The organism is Pseudarthrobacter sp. H2, from assembly GCF_050157045.1.
Taxonomy (GTDB): Bacteria; Actinomycetota; Actinomycetes; order Actinomycetales; family Micrococcaceae; genus Arthrobacter.
The window spans coordinates 3,712,322-3,729,480 of sequence record NZ_CP189594.1 but is presented as its reverse complement, the minus strand read 5'-3'; the positions used below and the strand labels follow the sequence as shown (position 1 = coordinate 3,729,480).

Below are 17,159 nucleotides of genomic sequence, written 5' to 3'. Positions count from 1 at the left end.
CGTGAAAACTGCCGGACCCGCCAGATTTTGGTTGGAAAATGCTCCCTCTGAGGCCCGTTCCAAGGGGCGGTGGGGGGAGGGCCCATTGTGCGTTGTGTCTAAGAGCATCAAGGGGAGCAGTGCGCATCATCCATAGTGGTAGGGGGCTGCATCGCGCACACTGGGCAGGAATCGTGTTCGGCATCACACCCCCCAACATAGGAATTACGATACGTATGCAAGACCCCACGACCCTCGCTGCACCCCTACCAACCGCCACCGGCGAATCTCAGAAGGGGGGTGCGGCCTCCTCCGCTCACGCAACCCTCCGTCCCCGGCACCTGACCATGATCGCGCTGGGTGGCATCATCGGTGCGAGTCTCTTCGTGGGCTCCGGCACCGTGATTCGTTCAGTAGGACCCGCCGCGCTGATTTCGTACGCAATCGGCGGCGCACTCGTCATCCTCGTCATGCGCATGCTGGGCGAGATGTCCGCGAACCGTCCGGTCGTCGGATCGTTTATGGAATACGCCCGCGACGGACTCGGCGAGTGGGCCGGATTCACGATCGGTTGGCTCTATTGGTACTTCTGGGTCGGGGTCGTCGCCTTCGAAGCTGTCATCGTGGGACGGATCCTGCACGAATGGATTCCATCGGTTCCGGACTGGAGTTTTGCGCTGGCCGGCATCCTCCTGTTGACAATGACGAACCTCATGTCTTTGCGCTCGTTCGGCGAAACTGAATTCTGGCTCGCGTCGATCAAAGTCTCCGCCATCATCGTGTTCCTGATATTCGGCACCCTTTACGTCCTGGGTTTGCTGCCGAATTCGACGGGGTCTGTCGCTAACCTGACAGCGCACGGCTTCATGCCACACGGCTGGACGGCGGTCTTAAACGGCGTCGCCGTCGTCGTTTTTAGCTACTTCGGCACCGAGATCGTCACGATGGCCGCGGCAGAATCAGAGCAGCCGGCCAAGGCCGTCGCCAAGGCCACGAACACTATCGTGTGGCGCATCGTATTCTTCTACATCGGCTCGGTCGCGATCCTGCTCATGGTGGTTCCCTGGGACGAACTTCCTTCCCAGACGAGCCCCTTCGCATTCGCGTTCGGCCGCTTCGGCCTCCCGGCCGCCGACCAGGTGATGAACGCCGTCGTGCTCACCGCTGCACTGTCCGTGCTCAATTCAGGCCTGTACTCCGGATCACGGATGCTCTTCGCCCTCTCCAAGCACGGTTATGCGCCCGGCTGGGTCGAGGACCGCAACCGGGCCGGCGTGCCGTGGAAGGCAATCCTGCTCTCGACCGTGGTCGGCTACATCGCGATCGCTGCCAACTACGTGGCACCGAAGGTAATTTTCGACTTCATCATGAACTCCGCAGGACTCGTGGCGATGTTCGTGTACGCGTTCGTGGCCCTGACGCAGTGGCGGCTGCGAAACCGCATGAGCGCTGCTGAGCGGGATGGGCTCAAGCTCAAGATGTGGCTACACCCTTGGCTCAACATCTCTGTACTTGCCGCCGTCGCTCTCATCGTGATCCTCATGGCCCTTGATCCCGACAACGCACCCCAAGTCTGGCTGAGCCTCAGCGCGCTGGCGGTGCTGCTGGTCATTTTCCCCTTCGTGCGACGGCGGATATCGAACCGCACGTCGAGTTCCACACCAGCCGATGAGATCCTGCCGACGGTCCCGTAGCGCCAGGGCTGCAACGGCGAGAGCCTGCGAAAGTCAATGCCGCCTGGTCCCTTGAGGAGTGGTGTGTCCGATTGAGGCTTCCCACTGACGGCACGGAGACGCGTATCCTCGCCGACCTCAAGACACCGCACGTCGGGCGGCCGTTCGGCTGACCCTCTAGCAAGCATCTAATGGCCCGGTCGATTCCAAAGAAGGAATCGACCGGGCCATTTGTTTTGTGGGGTGCAGCAGCGTGAAACCGAACGAGCGGTGCCAAGTGGTGCTGAAGAGGTCCTGACCGGTCAAGGCCTGGGCCGGAATCGTCTCCGTCTCCTTCCCGGCCCAGTCGCGTCCCGCGGTCAACGACAGCGGGGCCTTCCGTTGTGTCGGCCCAGGATCACCACCCTCGCCAGATGGTTTGCGGCCCTTTGCTCCAGAGTGGCCCGGTGAGTCCGGGCGTGCTCGACCAGTTTGCTCCGGTGGGCCACGGCACGGGCGCTTTCAGCGCCGGCGTCCTCACTTGCGCCAGCTCTCTCAGCTCCATCCCGGCGGCTGCCAGCTTCCCCGCGCCGTCCACGGGCGCGCCAGCAGGTCCGCACCGGCCCAGGCCATGGCCGCCGTTCAAATACGAAGACAAACTCATCACCCCCCGCACGAAGTGCGCGGAACTGGACGAGAAACTGAAGGCATCCATCGACCCGCCCAAGCCAGCACCGGCAGCAGAGGCTTCAACGTCGGAGGAGGACGTGGACCCGGCCCTTGCGCGACAGCCCAGACTGCAAGCCGTCAGCTTTCCGTCAGCTCCCAAAAACACGCACCCGACACACACTCACCCGCAGCAGCAAGCATCAAGCGGGCCCGTGCCCAACCACGCACGTGCTGGCCGACCATCTACAGCTTGTCCGGAATGCTGGCACCACCCGGCGAGGGTACTTCCTGCGGGCGGAAACCATGCATGGATTCTTCACTTACCTCGAGAAAAATCCGAGCACGTCCGGTCCCGACATCGCATTCCACGACATGTCCCATGGCGAGTCGTTCTTGGAACTGGCAGTCGATAGATTCCGCGGGCACGGATTGTGGGTACTCGATGAACCGGAATCCGCGTTGTCGTTCACAGGCTGCCTCAGCCTTCTTACAGTCTTGAAGGATCTCCTGGCCCAGGGAGACTCCCAGGTCGTTATGTCGACTCACTCACCTGTCCTTGCGGCCCTTCCGGGTGCGCAGATCCTGGAAGTGGGGCCATGGGGTCTACGGGCCCGGGCCTGGGAGGATCTGGACCTGGTTACCAATTGGCGGTCATTCTAAGGGGCCAGTTCACACATCGGGAGTCCGCTAGGCGTTCTCCGTGTGGTCCTCGGTGTCTGAAGCAATTGATCCGCTCCATGTGGAAGGCGCGATGATCATATGCCCAAAGACACTCGGACCCGACAGCACCGTGGAGAAGTCCGTAGTTTTCTCGCTGACGCGGGTCCGGCAGCGAAAACTGCCGGACCCGCCGGGTTCAAGGCCCTTCATATCTAATTTGTGAGGGCAGGATCAAGCTCTTCATCGGCCGGGTCGATGGTCTGTGCGGAACTGATCAGACGCGGCGGTGAGAGTTTGTAGGCGCCGCAGTACGCGCCCGCCGCCAGGGCCATGGTGATCAGGGGAGTGAGTTGGGAAACTACCGGCCACGCCGTTTGTTCGGTGAGCGCGATTCCCACTGCTGAAGCAAACACCCAGGCTACTGCCCCGGCGCTGATTCCCTTGAGATTGGCCGGCCGGATATCGGGGACCTGATCCTGCGCTTTCCAGTTCAGGCGAATGAATACCAGTGCGATGGCCACCCAGGCGGTGACGAAGACGCCCTGCCACGCCAGCGCCTTGAGGAGGTAACTCAAAACATCCGTGAGCATGAGCAAGAAGGCCAGGGCCCCGGTCACGATGACCCAGACAAAGCGGGGCAGGTCCAGCCTGAATACCCGGTTGGCAAAGGCCGACAGGTTTTCCGATGCGAGGTAGTAGTTGGCCGTGTTGATGCGCGTCTGTGAAATGAGGATGACGAGTAGGCCGACCAGTCCCAGGGATGAGATAAACGCCTGGACGACCCCTGTTTCCGAGGCTTCAATGCGCCATGCGCTCATGATGTAGATGCCAACCAGCCCGTTCAGCCCGAACGTGAATGCGTAGAAGACCCAGCCGAATGTCACGGTTCCCAGGAACTTCTCGTCCTGCTGACGTCCCAGTCGGGCATAGTCGAAGGTGTACATCATCATGATGTAGACGCCCATGTAGATAAGGTACGACGTCAGCCAGCCCGGCAGCGCCGACGAGACGGCGGCCTGGCCAATCCAGTCCGTAGGGACGCCCCTGATAAGGGTGGCCGCGACGACCACTGCGATCAGGCCGGCAACATAAAGCGGGAGAAGGACACCGTTGAGTTTGTCCAGCCAGTTCTGCACGCCGCCCAGGGCCAGGGGAATGGCGTAGATAACCACCACGGCATACCAAATGAGGATGCTCCCGCCGAAGTACTCGTGGAACGCGACGGCAATGATGGATCCTTCGAACACCGCGTAGTAGATGGCCGTGGCTGCGAAGATCAGAGACGCCAGCGCGGACCCGACGAGTCCGAAAAGGGTACGGGAGAAGAGGCTGACTGTGAGCCCTGTCCGCGCCGCATAGCGTGAGAGGACCTTGTTGATGGCACCGTAGGTGACAACGGTTAGCGCCATTCCGATGAGGGTGTTCACGACGCCGACTGCCCCTGCTGAAGCGACGGCGACGTAGATCCAGAACATGGCCGAGAACACCGCCCACCAAGCCATCGTGAGGGACCATCTTCCGGCACGCATACTTGCTGGTAGGACATAGTTTGAGTACGACAATTTCGCACCTTTCACAGCAGTTGAAGTAGCTAGGGAGGGTGAGGCTTAGCCTCGGAACGCTCGAGGAGCAGCACCTGGCTTGGGTACGCGGGGTTCGAGTCGGCGTTAGCTCCCTGCCAAATGGGGTTGCGTCCCTCACCGTGATCACGGGTGTGTCGTGATTGCAGGCAATGAGGTGCCGGGTCCGCCGACGCGATCAGCGCCGGCGGACCTGGTGTTGTTCAAAATGCGCTTAGTGCCAGTGGGAAGAGGAACGTTTCTCCATGCTCTTGCGGAACTCGGAGGTGGTCTCGGGGAACAGTTCCCCGGTGCCCCAGTCCAGGATGACGCCGTGGCGGCGGATTACGTCGAGCATGTCCACCTCTCCGGAGCGGTACTTCTCCGCTACGACCACCGGATCGGCGGTCAGCCAGCCGGGGCGGTCCGCCCGAATCTGCTGGCGAAGCTCGGTGCTGGCTGCGTGGTCGATCTCGAACTGGTCCAGTTCGCGGTCGATTTCGCGGATGATGACGCCGTAGTCCTTCGCCGCCCGTTCGATCGACACGTACTCATCGATAACGTCTTCGAGGACTTCGTCGAAGGGGCGTTCCAGAGGATCGCCGTAGCCGCCCCCACCGGCGGACGGGCGCGTGAACGAGTCCCCGGAGTGCAGCGGAACCGCTGAGAAGTTGGAACCGAGGAACTTTTCCTGGTCGGTGCCCTTGTTCATCCACACACCGTGCGGGATGGACGGCAGGCCGCCTTCGATACCCCAAGTGATGGAGCGTGCACGGTCGCAGCAGTAGCTCACCACGGTCTTCGTCGCGTCGACCAGGATGCCGCCCTTTTCGATGCCGAGGCCGCCTCGGAATCTACCGGGCCCGCCGGAGTCGGTGCCGATCTGGTGAACGGTGGTCAGGACGGGTGAAAGCCGCTCCTGGCCCTCGATGGGCTGGACGGCCAAACCGGGGCCGAAGACCGGAGCGGTGGCGCTGGCCCCGTCCTTGGAGGCTCGACCGCCCCAGCCGCCGGCCATCCAGTCGTACCACATGAAGTAGGGGTTATCGTCGGTGCGGCCGTCGCGGCCACCCACCAGGAGGTATTCGAGGTTGAACGCACATGCCATGGCGCGCTCGGGCATGATCTGGGACCACAGCTCGAAGATCCCGTTCATCAGCTTTTCGTAGGGACCGGAGCAGAACCCGGTGACCGCGAAGGGCCACCCGGCATTGACCACGGTGCCCTCCGGCCCGATTTCCGCATCGACGGCGGCGTAAAAGCCGGAGTTCAGCGGAACGTCCGGGAAGAAGGTCTTGGTGCCGGCGTAGATGGCCGAGTGGGTGGTGCCGTAACCGGAGTTAAGGAAGGTTTCGACGGCGGGCGCGGAACCGGTCAGGTCGTAGTGGATGCCCTTGCCGTCCAGCGTCAGCTTGATCTTGATGGGCACCAGGCCCTCGCCCTTGCCCGGATCGAAGTCGATGTAATCGGTGGTCTCCCACACTCCCTGCGGCAGGGATTCCAGACGGCGCAGGACGATCCGTTCAACGTAGTCCTGGGTTTCCTGCATCGCGGCGACGACCGTCGATTTGGAGTATTTGTCCACCAGGCGGAGGACTTCACGCTCGCACACGGCAGTCGCTTCTGACTGGGCCTGGAGGTCACCCATCGCCTGGCGCGGTGCCCGAGTGTTCGACACCAGGAGCTGGGCGACGTCGTGAAGGAAGACACCCTTGCTCCAGATCCGGACGGGAGTGATCCGCAGGCCTTCGCCGAAATGTTCCTTGGCATTGACATCGAATGAACCCGGAACGTTGCCGCCAATGTCAGCCCAGTGGCCCTTGTTCTGGGCGAAGGCGATCACCTCACCGTCGGAGAAGATCGGCCGAATGAAGCTAACGTCGTTGAAGTGTGTGCCGCCCCGGTACGGGTCGTTGATGGCGAACACGTCCCCGGGATGAATGTCTTTGCCGAATTCTTCGATGACGGCCTTGCACTGGAAGTGCAGGGTACCGACGTGGACGGCAATGTCGCCGCTGCCCTGCATGACGGTGTTTCCGTTCGCGTCACAGAGAGCGGAGGAGAAGTCGCGGGAGTAAATGACGAAGGAATAGCAGGTCCGGAGAATCTGCTCGCTCATCAGGTCGACGCTGGTGACGAAGGCGTTTTTCAGCACCTCGAACGTCACCGGGTCAAGGCCTGATGCCTGCCGTGCATCGGTGTGGGCGACATGGAGATCTGGCATGGTGATCACGTCGGTCATGATTAGGCTTCCTGCTCGTCTTTGAACTCTGTGAGGTGGATTCGGATGTTGAGCCACTCGTCGATCTCGGCGGTGGTGCGCGGGGGCACGACCGTCGTGGAGTCAAGCTGGTCGATGATGGCGGGACCTTGGAACGTCGCGCCGGCGCCGAGCTTGGTGCGGTCGTAGACGGGCGTATCGACCCAGCCGTCCTCACCGAAGTACACCGGCCGGACCGAATCGGGCTCGCCAGGCTCGGAGACCCATTCCGTGGCCGGAGCGAAGGAGGGCTTGGGCGTCTTGCCGACAGCGGAGAGCTGCAGCTGGTAGATTTCCACGGGCTGGTCATCCTGGCGGAACGCAAATTCGCGCTCGTGCTGCTGGTGGAAGCTCTGGATGGCTTCTTCCAGAGCACCGTCGCCGGTTCCCATATTCACGGCCAGCGAACGCCACTGTCCCTGGTAGCGCATGGAGATGATCCGCTGCAGGATCGAATTCTCCTCGGATACGCCTTCGTGGCGGAGCCGGGCGGTGGCCTCCGTTTCGAGGGCCTTGTACTTGCTCTCCAGGTCTTCCGGATCGGCGTGGGCGGCAACGGCCGTGTACATCGCGGACAGGTCGTGCCTGATATCCACCAGGAGGCAGCCCAGTGCGGACGTGACGCCGGGGTTGGGCGGTACGACGACGGTGGGAATGTTCAGTTCCCGGGCAACCTCTACGCCGTGCAGGGCGCCGGCGCCACCGAAGGCGAGCAGCGCGAAGTCGCGGGGGTCATAGCCGCGGCGGATGGAGATCAGGCGGACGGCGTCAGCCATGTTGGCGTTCGCGACTTGGAGGATAGCGTGGGCGGCCTCCTCTTCGCTCATGCCCAGCGGTTCAGCGATGGCACGCTTGATCACGGCCTGCGAGAGCCCGCGGTCCAGCGTCTTCGCGCCGCCGGCCAGGGTGGATCCGAGCCTGTTCAGGACCACGTTGGCGTCGCAGTTGGTCGGCTCTTCGCCGCCCATGTTGTAGCAGGCGGGTCCCGGATCGGCACCCGCGGACTGCGGGCCGTTGCGCAGCGAACCGGCAATGTCAATGTGCGCAATCGAGCCGCCGCCGGCGCCGATGGTGAGAACCTCGATGCTGGGAAAGACGATGGGGTGGCCGTATTCAACCTGCCATTCCTTGGTGATGCGCAGCTCACCGTCGGAGACCAGGGCAATATCGGTAGACGTGCCGCCCATGTCCAGGCTCACGGCGTTTTCGAAGCCACACTGCTGGGCGATGTGCTTAGCCGCGATGGCGCCGGCTGCGATGCCGGACGCTGCGAGGCGCACCGGGTAGCGCTTGACCATGCGCGGGGTCATGGAACCGCCGCCGGAATGCAGGAGCAGGAGGTCGCCGTCGTAACCGCCGGTTTTGAGCTCATCGGCGAGGCGGCTGACGTAGCCGGACACCAGGGGTCCCAGCACGGCGTTGGAGACGGCGGTGTTGAATCGGTCGTGCTCGAAGATTTCGGGCAGGATCTCGGCGGAGGTGGAGACCGTGGCTTCCGGAAGTTCCTCTTCCAGGATTTTCCGCATCCGGATTTCGTGCTCGGCGTTGGCGTAGGAGTTGATGAAGCAGACGGCGATGGTTGTGACGCCGCGCTTACGGAGCACCGCGGCTAGACGGCGGGCTTCCTCTTCGTCCAGGGGAGCGACGATGTTGCCGGCGTAGTCAATACGCTCGGTCACCTCGAACCTGTCGCGGCGGCGGATGTAGGGACCGGTTACGTCGTTGTAGGCGTCCCAAAGGTCGTCTTTCGTACCGTCCCGGATCTCGATGACGTCCCTGAACCCCTTTGTTGTGACCATGGCTGCGGGGGGAAAGTTCCGGGTAATCAGGGCGTTCGTTGCTACCGTGGTGCCGTGTGAGAATAGCGACACGTCCGCCAGATTGATCTCGGCACGTTCCACACCGTTCAATATCGCCAGCATGGGGTCAGCCGGTGTCGACGGGACCTTGGTGACACGCATGCGTTGTGTTTCTTCATCGAAAATGCAGACGTCAGTAAATGTGCCTCCGACGTCGACGGCGACTCTGAGATTGGACATCTATTTTCCTCCAGGATGCTGATTGGGTACCAACAACCATCCGCTGTGATGTGAGTCTCTGTCACTGGCGAAACTAAAATAAAGGGGAGAGACCGTTGTGAGATTTACAATCAGCTTCCACTCGGGTCTCCCGTTCCCTTCAGCCAGGAGGCCAGATGCCAGACAAGCCCCCCGTCACTCTTAATGACGTGGTATCAGAAGCTCCCTTAGGCTTGGCCCCGGTAGTTCCGGGTAACCCGGACGCTGTCATAACGGGAGCGCACACAAGCGACATCCACAATCCGGGGGCCTGGCTGGAACCGAACACTGTTCTGCTCACCACCGGGTTGAGGTTTGTGAACGCCGAACGGGATGAACTGCTGGCCGTGGGACTCGTAGAAGATCTACGGAAAGCCCGCGTTGCGGCCCTGTTTTTCGGCGTCGGGGTCTACTTTGACCAGGTCCCCGCCAAGCTGGTCTCGGCCTGCAAACAAGCCGGTTTCCCGTTGTATACCGTGGCGCCCGATGTTCCCTTCCACCGCATCGAGAACTTCATCAACAAGTCGCAGGCATCTCCTGACGCTTACCTGCAAAAGCGAGCACTGTGGCTAAGCAATGACCTGCTGCAGAGCATTTCTGCTGAGGACCCGGTCAAAGCCCTCATCGTCAGACTCGCCACAGCATGCCGGGGTACAGCGGTGCTTTACGAAGATTCCGGACGAATCGTCGAATCCTCCGGGGACGGCCCGACTCACTTGATCTGGAAAGAGTTGCGCAACCGCAAAAACGAGTCTGATCCCATAGTGATAGGCCAGTGGGAAGTCATGGCGCGGCCACTGGTGCTTCGAGGCGATGGCTTCACCCTGGCCGTGGCCAGTAGAAACCACCGCGTACTGAAGGATCTCGGAGATGTGCTGCTGGAAACGACACAACGGCTCCTGGCCGCAGTAAATGGGATCGCTCAGTTCTCGGATTCAAGAGAACGGCACGAAAACACGCAGTTGCTTACCATGCTGCAAGACGGCGTGCCGGTGGCCCGCGAGTTCAGGCACTGGGAACGGATGCGCACATTCCGGTTCATACCCTATGCACCGATACGGGCCGTGGTCGCTGCAAATCTCGCCCAGCAGCCATTGGACCCGTCCTTATCCGAACGACTTTTACGAGGAGCCGAAACCAGCGGCCTGGGGCTCTTGCTGGCAGAGAACGGGCGGACACCCGAAAACCCGCCAGGCTTTCATGCGGTGGTCTCGGACTCATCAGCCCTGGACGCCTGGCTGGAGTTGACGGACAGGTCCGTTTTCGTCGGCCTGTCTGAACCCTATTCCGATCTTGCAAGGACCCCCGAGGCTTTCCGAGAAGCAGAAGCAGCAGCAGGAATTGCCCGCCGGCAAATCCAGGCCGCAACGACCACCGCCTCCGGAGCGTATCGGGGGATCGTCCGGCTGGATGAGGTGGACCCTGCCACATGGCTCCTTGCACGCCGGCAGTCTCCACAGGATAAGGACAAGCTAAATAGGTTTGTTGAAGCCCTTAACGTCGACAGCGAACTGAAACAGACGGTCATCTGCTACCTGGTGAACGACTTGGACGTCGCGAAGGTTGCCGGTGTGTTGTTCGTCCACCCGAACACTGTCCGCTACCGTTTGAAGAAGGCTGAAAACTTGGTGGGCGGGTCACTTTCGAGCCCACGGATAATTGCCAACCTCTACCTCGCCTTTCATGACGACGTAGTTGCTTTGAGCCAGACCATGGACGAATCGCGCGATTCTTAGAAACATCCAACTGGGCCCAGGGACTCATTGAACCGTCCCCGTTTGATGCCGCCGTCTTTTGTGAGAAAGATGGCCATTATGCCCCGTGCGACGCAAGTAGGCGGACCTGCTCTTGGTGGGGCTTCGTACGGTTGGCGGTCTGTGGTTGTTAGTGCAGGAAGCCGCGGCGGATGGCTTGCGCTACTGCCGAGGCGCGGTCGGAAACGTCAAGTTTCTCGTATATGTGTTGCAGATGGGTTTTGACGGTCGCCAGTGAGATATGGAGTTCGCCGGCGATTTTCTGCCCCGAGTGTCCGTCAGCTGCCAAGCGGAGAATCTCGACTTCTCGGGAGGAAAGAACCGGCTTCTCTGGGGTGTCCTGACGGGTACGGAGCTCACGGGCGAGTACATCTTGGGCGAAGGGGGCGATGACGGTTCCGCCGGCGCCGACCTGAAGGACTGCGTCGGTGATCTCGCCAAAGGACGCTGCTTTCTCCAGGAACCCCCGTGCCCCGTGAGCGAAGGCCCGGTAGACGGTCGTTCTGTCCATATAGGCGGTCAGCACGAGCACGTTTGTCGGCGAGCCTTCGGCAAACAGCAATTCCAGGACCTGCATGCCGTCGAGTTCGGGAAGCTTCAGATCCATGACTGCCACGTCGGGTTTCAATTTCCGGATGGCCGCCAGTGCGCTCCTGCCGTCCCCGGCGGATCCCACGACTTTGATCTGCGGGACTGCCTCCCAGTTTCGGGCCAGTCCCTCCCGGTACACGGGGTGGTCGTCGGCAATGAAGACGGTGAGGATCTTCACGGCAGCGCCAGTGCGGTGCGGACGGTTCGGGCGAAGTGGTGGATTTCGAAGGGCTTGGTGAGGTAGTCCCGGATTCCGATGCCGCGCAGTTCACTGATGCGAGCAGGCGTGGCATCGGCGGAGAGAACTATGACCGGGATTCGTCGTGTGCGTTCATCCTTCTGCAACTGCTTCACGATCTCGACCCCTGACATGTCAGCCAGGTTCACATCCAGGAGGATGAGTTGGGGAGAGATTTCGAGTGCGAGGGCGATCCCGGATCTGCCGCTCGTCGCGGAGACAAGATTAAGGTCGCCCATCCCGGCGATGATGTTCTCGACCAAGCGGATATTGGCGTATGTATCCTCAATGTGCAGAATGGTCGCCCCTGCCCCGCCGGGGATGACGACGGTGCCGATCTCCGACTCCAGGGGCGGGACTTCATCTTCCGGCTCGGGCCCCAGCGGCATCTCAACGAAGAAGGTCGATCCTTCTCCCGGAGCGGTGTGTTCGATGCCCAGAACACCCCCCATTTCCCCGACGAGCTTCCTGGAAAGCGCCAGCCCAAGACCCGACCCCTCGACCTCAGCGGCCTGGGCCAGACGGACGAAGGGCGTAAACAACCGTTGAGCGTCGTCTTCGGACATACCGGGGCCCGTGTCCGTGACGAGGAAACGAAGGGAACCCTCTCGGACCTCGCACCAGACACGGACAGCACCCTGTGCCCTGTTGAACTTCACGGCGTTTCCGAGCAGGTTCAGGAAGACCTGCCGGAGCCGTTGGGTGTCGGCCAGAACGTAGCGGTGCAACGCCCCGTGTAGGTCGCTGGCGATTTCAATATCCTGGGCCGCCGCGAGCGGGCGAATGAGTTCGAGGGCCTGATGGATTGCTTCGATGGCTCGCACGGGGGTCGTCACCATGCCAGGGGCGCCTGCTTCAATCCAGGTGATGTCAAGCACGTCGTTGACGAGTGAGAGCAGATGATTGCCAGCATCGAGGATGTGACGAGCGCTTTCGGCTGCCTTGGGGCTGAGCGGGAGATCCTGAAGCAACTGGGCGAAGCCGAGGATGGCGTTCAGCGGTGTGCGCAATTCGTGGCTCATCCTGGAGAGAAACTCGCTCTTCGACCGGTTGGCGCGTTCTGCTTCGTGCATAGCGTCGCGGGCCGATCTCTCGGCGCGTTTGCGGTCGGTAATGTCGGTGGAGATCGCCCCGAGCGCGTACGGGCGCCCCGAGCCACTGATGAGGGGGAACTTGATGGAAAGCCAGCGGCTGTCCTCGTCGGGGGCGGTTCGGTCGCCGATTATCGCGAGCGGTTCTTCGACTTCAATGGAATTGCAGGTTCTGATCACTGTGTTGTCGTTCTCGTGGTAGACATCAGCGATCGGTCCTGCGAACAGATCGTGATCGGTGAGACCGATGATTGATTCCGCACTCATGCCAAAACGCCTGGCGAAATAGTCGTTGACGATGGTGTACCGCCCGTCGAGGTCCTTTATATACATCAGGGCGGTCGAGTTATCCAGAAGGTCTTTGAGCTGCTGGATCGTCGAGTGCAGGTCACGTTCTGTGGATTCCTGGTCGGTCAGCGTCCTGAGCTGAACGACGTAGTATTCACCCGGATCCCCAGGGCTGCTGAAGGTCCGGGCTCTGAGGCGGTAGGCGGCCTGATGATCACCCAGTTGGAGAGTGACGGTTTGAGGTTCGGAGGTCGTGGAAACGGTGGCGGCCACCAGGCGGCTGAGGGCCGCCTCTGAATCCGTTGTTGGACTTCCACGGAGGAGGGCATCAAATTCCTTGTTGCCTTCAAGAAAAACCAGCCCGCCGGCGTGCTCATTGCGGAAGATGGCAGCTGCCAGCGGTGCCGCATCGAAGGCGGCCTGTTTCAGCCAGCCGAGGGCGTCCGCGGAACTCACAGCCACAGTCTTTCACAGCGGCGTGATACACCGACAGGGCCGACGACGCGGCCGCGTCGGCCAGGGGTGCCTAACGCGATTGTGTTCAGCTCAGACACCCGTGACACTTTGCTTCCTGGTTAGGCCGATGCGAGGCGTGCGCGCAGGCGGCACGTTTCGGCGTCATCAATCTGCAGTTCGGTCATCGTCTGGTCAGCGGTGAATGCTACGCCGTACACCTCCCGTGCCCGCTCGAAGGAGACGAATCCGGACAAGACGTCCTGCCTGACGGGTTCAGTCTCGCGTTCGAAAGCCGGACCATAGCCTCCACGGCCGGTAGAGTGCTCCACGATTTTCTCGCCGGGCTGGAGTGTGATGGTACCCAGAGGCCGGGTCTCGGTTTCCTGGCCATCGCGGTCCAGTTTGAACGGGATGGCGGCTGTGATCAGGCTTCTTCCGCCGTCAACGACGCTGCATTTCTGTCTAATCAGGGACTCGCGGTTCCGCCCCTCCGCGTCCTGTTCAACTATGCCCGGGCACCGGGGAGCTCAGCGTCATGCGTGTTTCTAGCTCGGATCGCCAGCAGAAGAGGCAGTCAAGGGCGTCGCAGCTGCAGCCTGGGAAGCCCTCGTTTTTCAGTTCCGGGTCTGGCAGTACTGGCAGCGGGCACTCCCTGGCCGACGCATGCCGTCTACTGTTCACTAACGCTATCCGCTTCATGGCAAGCTTCCTGGTGTTTCAGACCTGTTGAGAGGTTTAGTTGATTCGACTTGGGCCCGGCCTTCGGGTCCTCTGGGGTACATACTCAATTGTTTCCTTGTGTCAGGAGGGACACATCGGCCGTTTGGGGGTCCAACGGAATGATCTTTTCTTGGCCGAAAGGATGATCTATTCGGCTGACTCCTGCCCACATCAACTACGTGTCGCGCAAGGGCTCTGGCCCTACGTGATCCGACGGCGAGGAATTCCTTGTCGGCGACGTGCTTGCCGTGCTCGGTGATGATGGCGACGTGGTGGGTATCGGCGTGGGTATCGACGCCGGCAATGACTTTCAGCAGATCGTTTGCCATGATGAAACTGCCCTTCCTTTGCATCACATGCATATTTGGGCACGTTGACCAGGTGGGCAGACAAGACGGCAATGGGACTGTTAGCTTCAGGCTCCTATAAAGTCATGTCCGCCTGGTCAGCGCACTTCCTGCAGTCTTGAAACGGTGGACAGATCACGTAAAGGACAGCCCCCTTTGGGGGCGTCAGTCAGGCTGGGGGTCACACCGCTTCAAGACCATTATCATCATTGCCGTCAGGCTGGAACGGTACCAGGGGCTCATAGCAAGTCCGTTTAATCGCGTGGGGCGAGAGCCAGGAATCCAGTAATCATGTCCAGTCCAGTTTTGAGTGCAGTACGCGAAGATAGTGCTGTGAGTAGTAGTAGTAAGTCGCAATCCGTCCTCTGGACACGTTCGCGAACCGCATCATCCGGATCCGTGAAGATGTCGACGCTGATCCGGAAATGCCCACCGTCATCAAGGCTGCCGTGAGCGCAGCTCTGCGCGCCATCATGATCCAGACTGTGGGTGCCTTTGCATCCAGGGGCCGGGCCTCGACGGTCATCGCCTGGAGCCCCCAGGACGTCCCGGCTCAGTATCTCTCGACCATGAAGCGGGAGGGAAAGGCCTTCGTCTACAAGGTACCCACAGCGGAATCATCCCAAACCCGACCCTACTACCGACCGGAACTCGCCGTTCAGGTATGGGCCCGAGGGCGGGCGAAGGTCCTGCTGGGCCCCAGCTCCTTGGGCGCCGATACCGCCGGGGCTCTGGCGGTGCCCTCCGGCAGCCTGTTGGGCATCAATGGTGACGCCATCTACACAACGCACATTCCGGAGTGGGCAAAGCCAGCCGATTACGGCGGCGGCGACGACAGCAAGGTCGGCCGCCTCCGCCTCCAGGGAGTACTTGAGAACGTCAAGACCCCTGTGACCAAGGACGAGCGCAACAAACTGCGCGTCAGAGCCGTCCGGGCAGGCACGGACGCGGCATTCTTCGAAACCGAGTTTTCCACCCCCGAGGATTGATCCATGCCGGCAAATGATCCCAATGAGATGACTCCCCAGGAGCTCGTCGTCCACCTCAAGGAGACCTACGGGTACACGTGGAAGGAGTTCGGCGAGCGCATGGGGCGTTCGGAGAAGATGTTGCGGAAGGTGGCTACGGGTCAGAGCCGGGGGGAGGCTTACCGTCAGTCTTTGACGGAACTGTATGAGCGCGGTGAGGTCACGCACATGCCTGGCCGGCGTCGGGCGAAGGATGGGCATATTGTTCCGGTGCGTGCCAAGGCGGGTGCTGTGGAGAAGACGGTCGTGCCGGAGGAGACGGGCGGCACGTTCACGCATGTGCCGGCGCGTGGAGCGTTTCAAAGCACGACGACGGATTTCCCTGAAGGGGGCCGGCAGTACAGCGTGGAGATGCCCAAGACGGCCCGTGCGAAGGGTCGGCAGGCTGGTATTGAGGAGCTGAGGCGGCGGTTGGTTACGATCTCGAAGTCCCAGGCGCGCCAGGATAAGCGTGTGAAGCTGCAGGTTGTGTACCGCACCCCCGATGGCAGGGGCCGGGTGATGGATATTGGTTCGAAGTCCGGGTACCACGCTTCAGACATCCTCAATGATGTGAAGAATCTGCATGGCGGGGACATGACCGCGTGGATTGTGTCCCAGAGCCAGGAACGCTACGTCAACCTCGACGTAAAAAAAATCTCCGGTTGTTTCGGTCACTATGACCGTGTTCAATGCGGCAAGACCTAAGCCGGTGCGTAAAGAGCAGGATGCGCGTGGAATTCGTAGAAGAAGTAGGAGGCGCTGATCGATGAATAGACGCAATGACGAGCTTGCGGCTGTGATTGCTGAGCACTACGGCGTGGATAATCTGGTGTCATGCGCGGACGTTGCGTTGGTGGAGAAGATCGTATCGCTGGTTGAGAAGATTCATGGCGCTGGGCTGGGACCCTCGAGCATCAAGGGCTTGGTGAACGTAGAGGGGGTGCGTCAGATACTAAATTTGGGGAGCATCCCCTCCACGCGCGTGACGATGGCCAGGGACAAGTCTTTTCCGGAACCGGTGGTGGAGGAAAAGCTGTGGAGTGCCTCTGAGATCAAGAAGTACAGTCTGGCGCGGGAGGCTTCGCGTATTGGAGCGCCAGGGCGGCCGCCGATTTCCTCACGCCGTCATTTGGCGGGGGAGTAGCGCCGCGGTTTCACTCCCGCATGGACACGGATCTTCCGGGTCCATTCCGGGCTGACACCGGCCAGCCGTGCCAGTTCGCTTACAGGTGTTTGCCCGTCGGCGGCCACTTGGGCGATGAGCCGTTGAAGGTCGGCCCGTGTCGTCGCCTTCTCTCGTTCTGCTACGGGCAGCTTGGTAACGATGGACATCAGGGATTTGAGTAGTTCGTCGGTGGTGATTTCCTTGGGCGCGGCTGAGGCTTCGAGCTGCTTGAGCCCTATGTCGCGGACCAGGTAGAGCCTCTGGCGGGACAGCCCTGCATGGCCGGCCAGCTCGGTTGCAGGGATGCCGGCCTTGAAGCCCTGGGCCACTAGAACGGCGCGTTGGGATCGGAGCGCGTCCAAGCGCTCACTGGCGGCCTTATGAGCGGTGCCGGCGTTAGCCAGTTCCTCTTGGAGGCCGTGCGTGTCGGTGGTCATGATGATGTCTCTCGTGATTATTGGCGCCTTGGGGGCGTGTGATGGATTTGTTGATCTGACATAAAACCGTAGGTTGCTCTTCGAACGAGTGTCAACAGCGTTGGTATGGCGCCCGTGCGGGAAAGGACTGTCAGATCATCATCCGCACGGGCGCCAGGTCTCTTATTTCGGCCGGCCCCTGACCGTGGTGCGCCGGTGCCTGTTACGGTGGCGTCGACGCGGGCGC

At 61.3% G+C, this 17,159-nt stretch carries 13 protein-coding genes and 1 pseudogene; 7 read left to right on the top strand and 7 right to left on the bottom strand.

From position 1 onward, the window contains the following. Positions 1-173 precede the first annotated feature (173 nt). Both ACQCSZ_RS17315 and ACQCSZ_RS17310 read left to right on the top strand, forming a co-directional pair. Positions 174-1,673, top strand: coding sequence for an amino acid permease (locus ACQCSZ_RS17315; protein ID WP_427004930.1), 1,500 nt, complete (start codon positions 174-176; stop codon positions 1,671-1,673). Between the two features lie 843 nt (positions 1,674-2,516). Beyond that, positions 2,517-2,960: pseudogene (locus ACQCSZ_RS17310) on the top strand (AAA family ATPase); the annotation flags it as partial. Between the two features lie 212 nt (positions 2,961-3,172). Here the strand turns inward: ACQCSZ_RS17310 and ACQCSZ_RS17305 are convergent. From ACQCSZ_RS17305 to ACQCSZ_RS17295, 3 genes are all read right to left on the bottom strand, one after another. Next, on the bottom strand, positions 3,173-4,462 hold the full coding sequence (locus tag ACQCSZ_RS17305) for a purine-cytosine permease family protein (RefSeq protein WP_427004929.1): 1,290 nt from the start codon (positions 4,460-4,462) through the stop codon (positions 3,173-3,175). Positions 4,463-4,754: 292 nt separating this feature from the next. Continuing rightward, on the bottom strand, positions 4,755-6,761 hold the full coding sequence (locus ACQCSZ_RS17300) for a hydantoinase B/oxoprolinase family protein (protein WP_427004928.1): 2,007 nt from the start codon (positions 6,759-6,761) through the stop codon (positions 4,755-4,757). A 2-nt stretch (positions 6,762-6,763) separates the two neighbouring features. Beyond that, entirely contained in the window at positions 6,764-8,818 is a 2,055-nt protein-coding gene (locus ACQCSZ_RS17295) for a hydantoinase/oxoprolinase family protein (RefSeq protein WP_427004927.1), read from the bottom strand. Between the two features lie 155 nt (positions 8,819-8,973). Here ACQCSZ_RS17295 and ACQCSZ_RS17290 point away from each other — a divergent pair, with 155 nt between their 5' ends. Continuing rightward, positions 8,974-10,572, top strand: a complete 1,599-nt coding sequence (locus tag ACQCSZ_RS17290; protein ID WP_427004926.1) for a helix-turn-helix domain-containing protein — start codon at positions 8,974-8,976, stop codon at positions 10,570-10,572. A 148-nt stretch (positions 10,573-10,720) separates the two neighbouring features. Here the strand turns inward: ACQCSZ_RS17290 and ACQCSZ_RS17285 are convergent, their stop codons facing one another. The 3 genes from ACQCSZ_RS17285 to ACQCSZ_RS17275 all read right to left on the bottom strand — a co-directional run bounded on the left by ACQCSZ_RS17285 (position 10,721) and on the right by ACQCSZ_RS17275 (position 13,583). Further along, positions 10,721-11,359: a response regulator gene (locus tag ACQCSZ_RS17285; RefSeq protein ID WP_427004925.1), complete on the bottom strand. Its 639-nt coding sequence runs from the start codon at positions 11,357-11,359 to the stop codon at positions 10,721-10,723. Next, entirely contained in the window at positions 11,356-13,254 is a 1,899-nt protein-coding gene (locus ACQCSZ_RS17280) for an ATP-binding protein (RefSeq protein ID WP_427004924.1), read from the bottom strand. Before ACQCSZ_RS17280 ends, ACQCSZ_RS17285 begins: the two co-directional genes overlap by 4 nt. Positions 13,255-13,373: 119 nt before the next feature. Next, positions 13,374-13,583 (bottom strand): hypothetical protein, encoded by a 210-nt coding sequence (locus ACQCSZ_RS17275; RefSeq protein ID WP_427004923.1) that lies wholly within the window; start codon positions 13,581-13,583, stop codon positions 13,374-13,376. Between the two features lie 630 nt (positions 13,584-14,213). On the opposite strand from ACQCSZ_RS17275, the gene ACQCSZ_RS17270 reads away from it, so the two are divergent. From ACQCSZ_RS17270 to ACQCSZ_RS17255, 4 genes are all read left to right on the top strand, one after another. Beyond that, positions 14,214-14,351, top strand: a complete 138-nt coding sequence (locus ACQCSZ_RS17270) for a hypothetical protein (RefSeq protein WP_427004922.1) — start codon at positions 14,214-14,216, stop codon at positions 14,349-14,351. Positions 14,352-14,746: 395 nt separating this feature from the next. Then, on the top strand, positions 14,747-15,310 hold the full coding sequence (locus ACQCSZ_RS17265; protein ID WP_427004921.1) for a hypothetical protein: 564 nt from the start codon (positions 14,747-14,749) through the stop codon (positions 15,308-15,310). 3 nt (positions 15,311-15,313) lie between these two features. Continuing rightward, positions 15,314-16,036, top strand: a complete 723-nt coding sequence (locus ACQCSZ_RS17260; protein ID WP_427004920.1) for a hypothetical protein — start codon at positions 15,314-15,316, stop codon at positions 16,034-16,036. 61 nt (positions 16,037-16,097) lie between these two features. Further along, positions 16,098-16,475, top strand: a complete 378-nt coding sequence (locus ACQCSZ_RS17255; RefSeq protein ID WP_427004919.1) for a hypothetical protein — start codon at positions 16,098-16,100, stop codon at positions 16,473-16,475. On the opposite strand, the gene ACQCSZ_RS17250 is transcribed toward ACQCSZ_RS17255, so the two are convergent. Then, entirely contained in the window at positions 16,457-16,933 is a 477-nt protein-coding gene (locus tag ACQCSZ_RS17250; protein ID WP_427004918.1) for a hypothetical protein, read from the bottom strand. The genes ACQCSZ_RS17255 and ACQCSZ_RS17250 overlap by 19 nt on opposite strands. Positions 16,934-17,159: the final 226 nt, after the last annotated feature.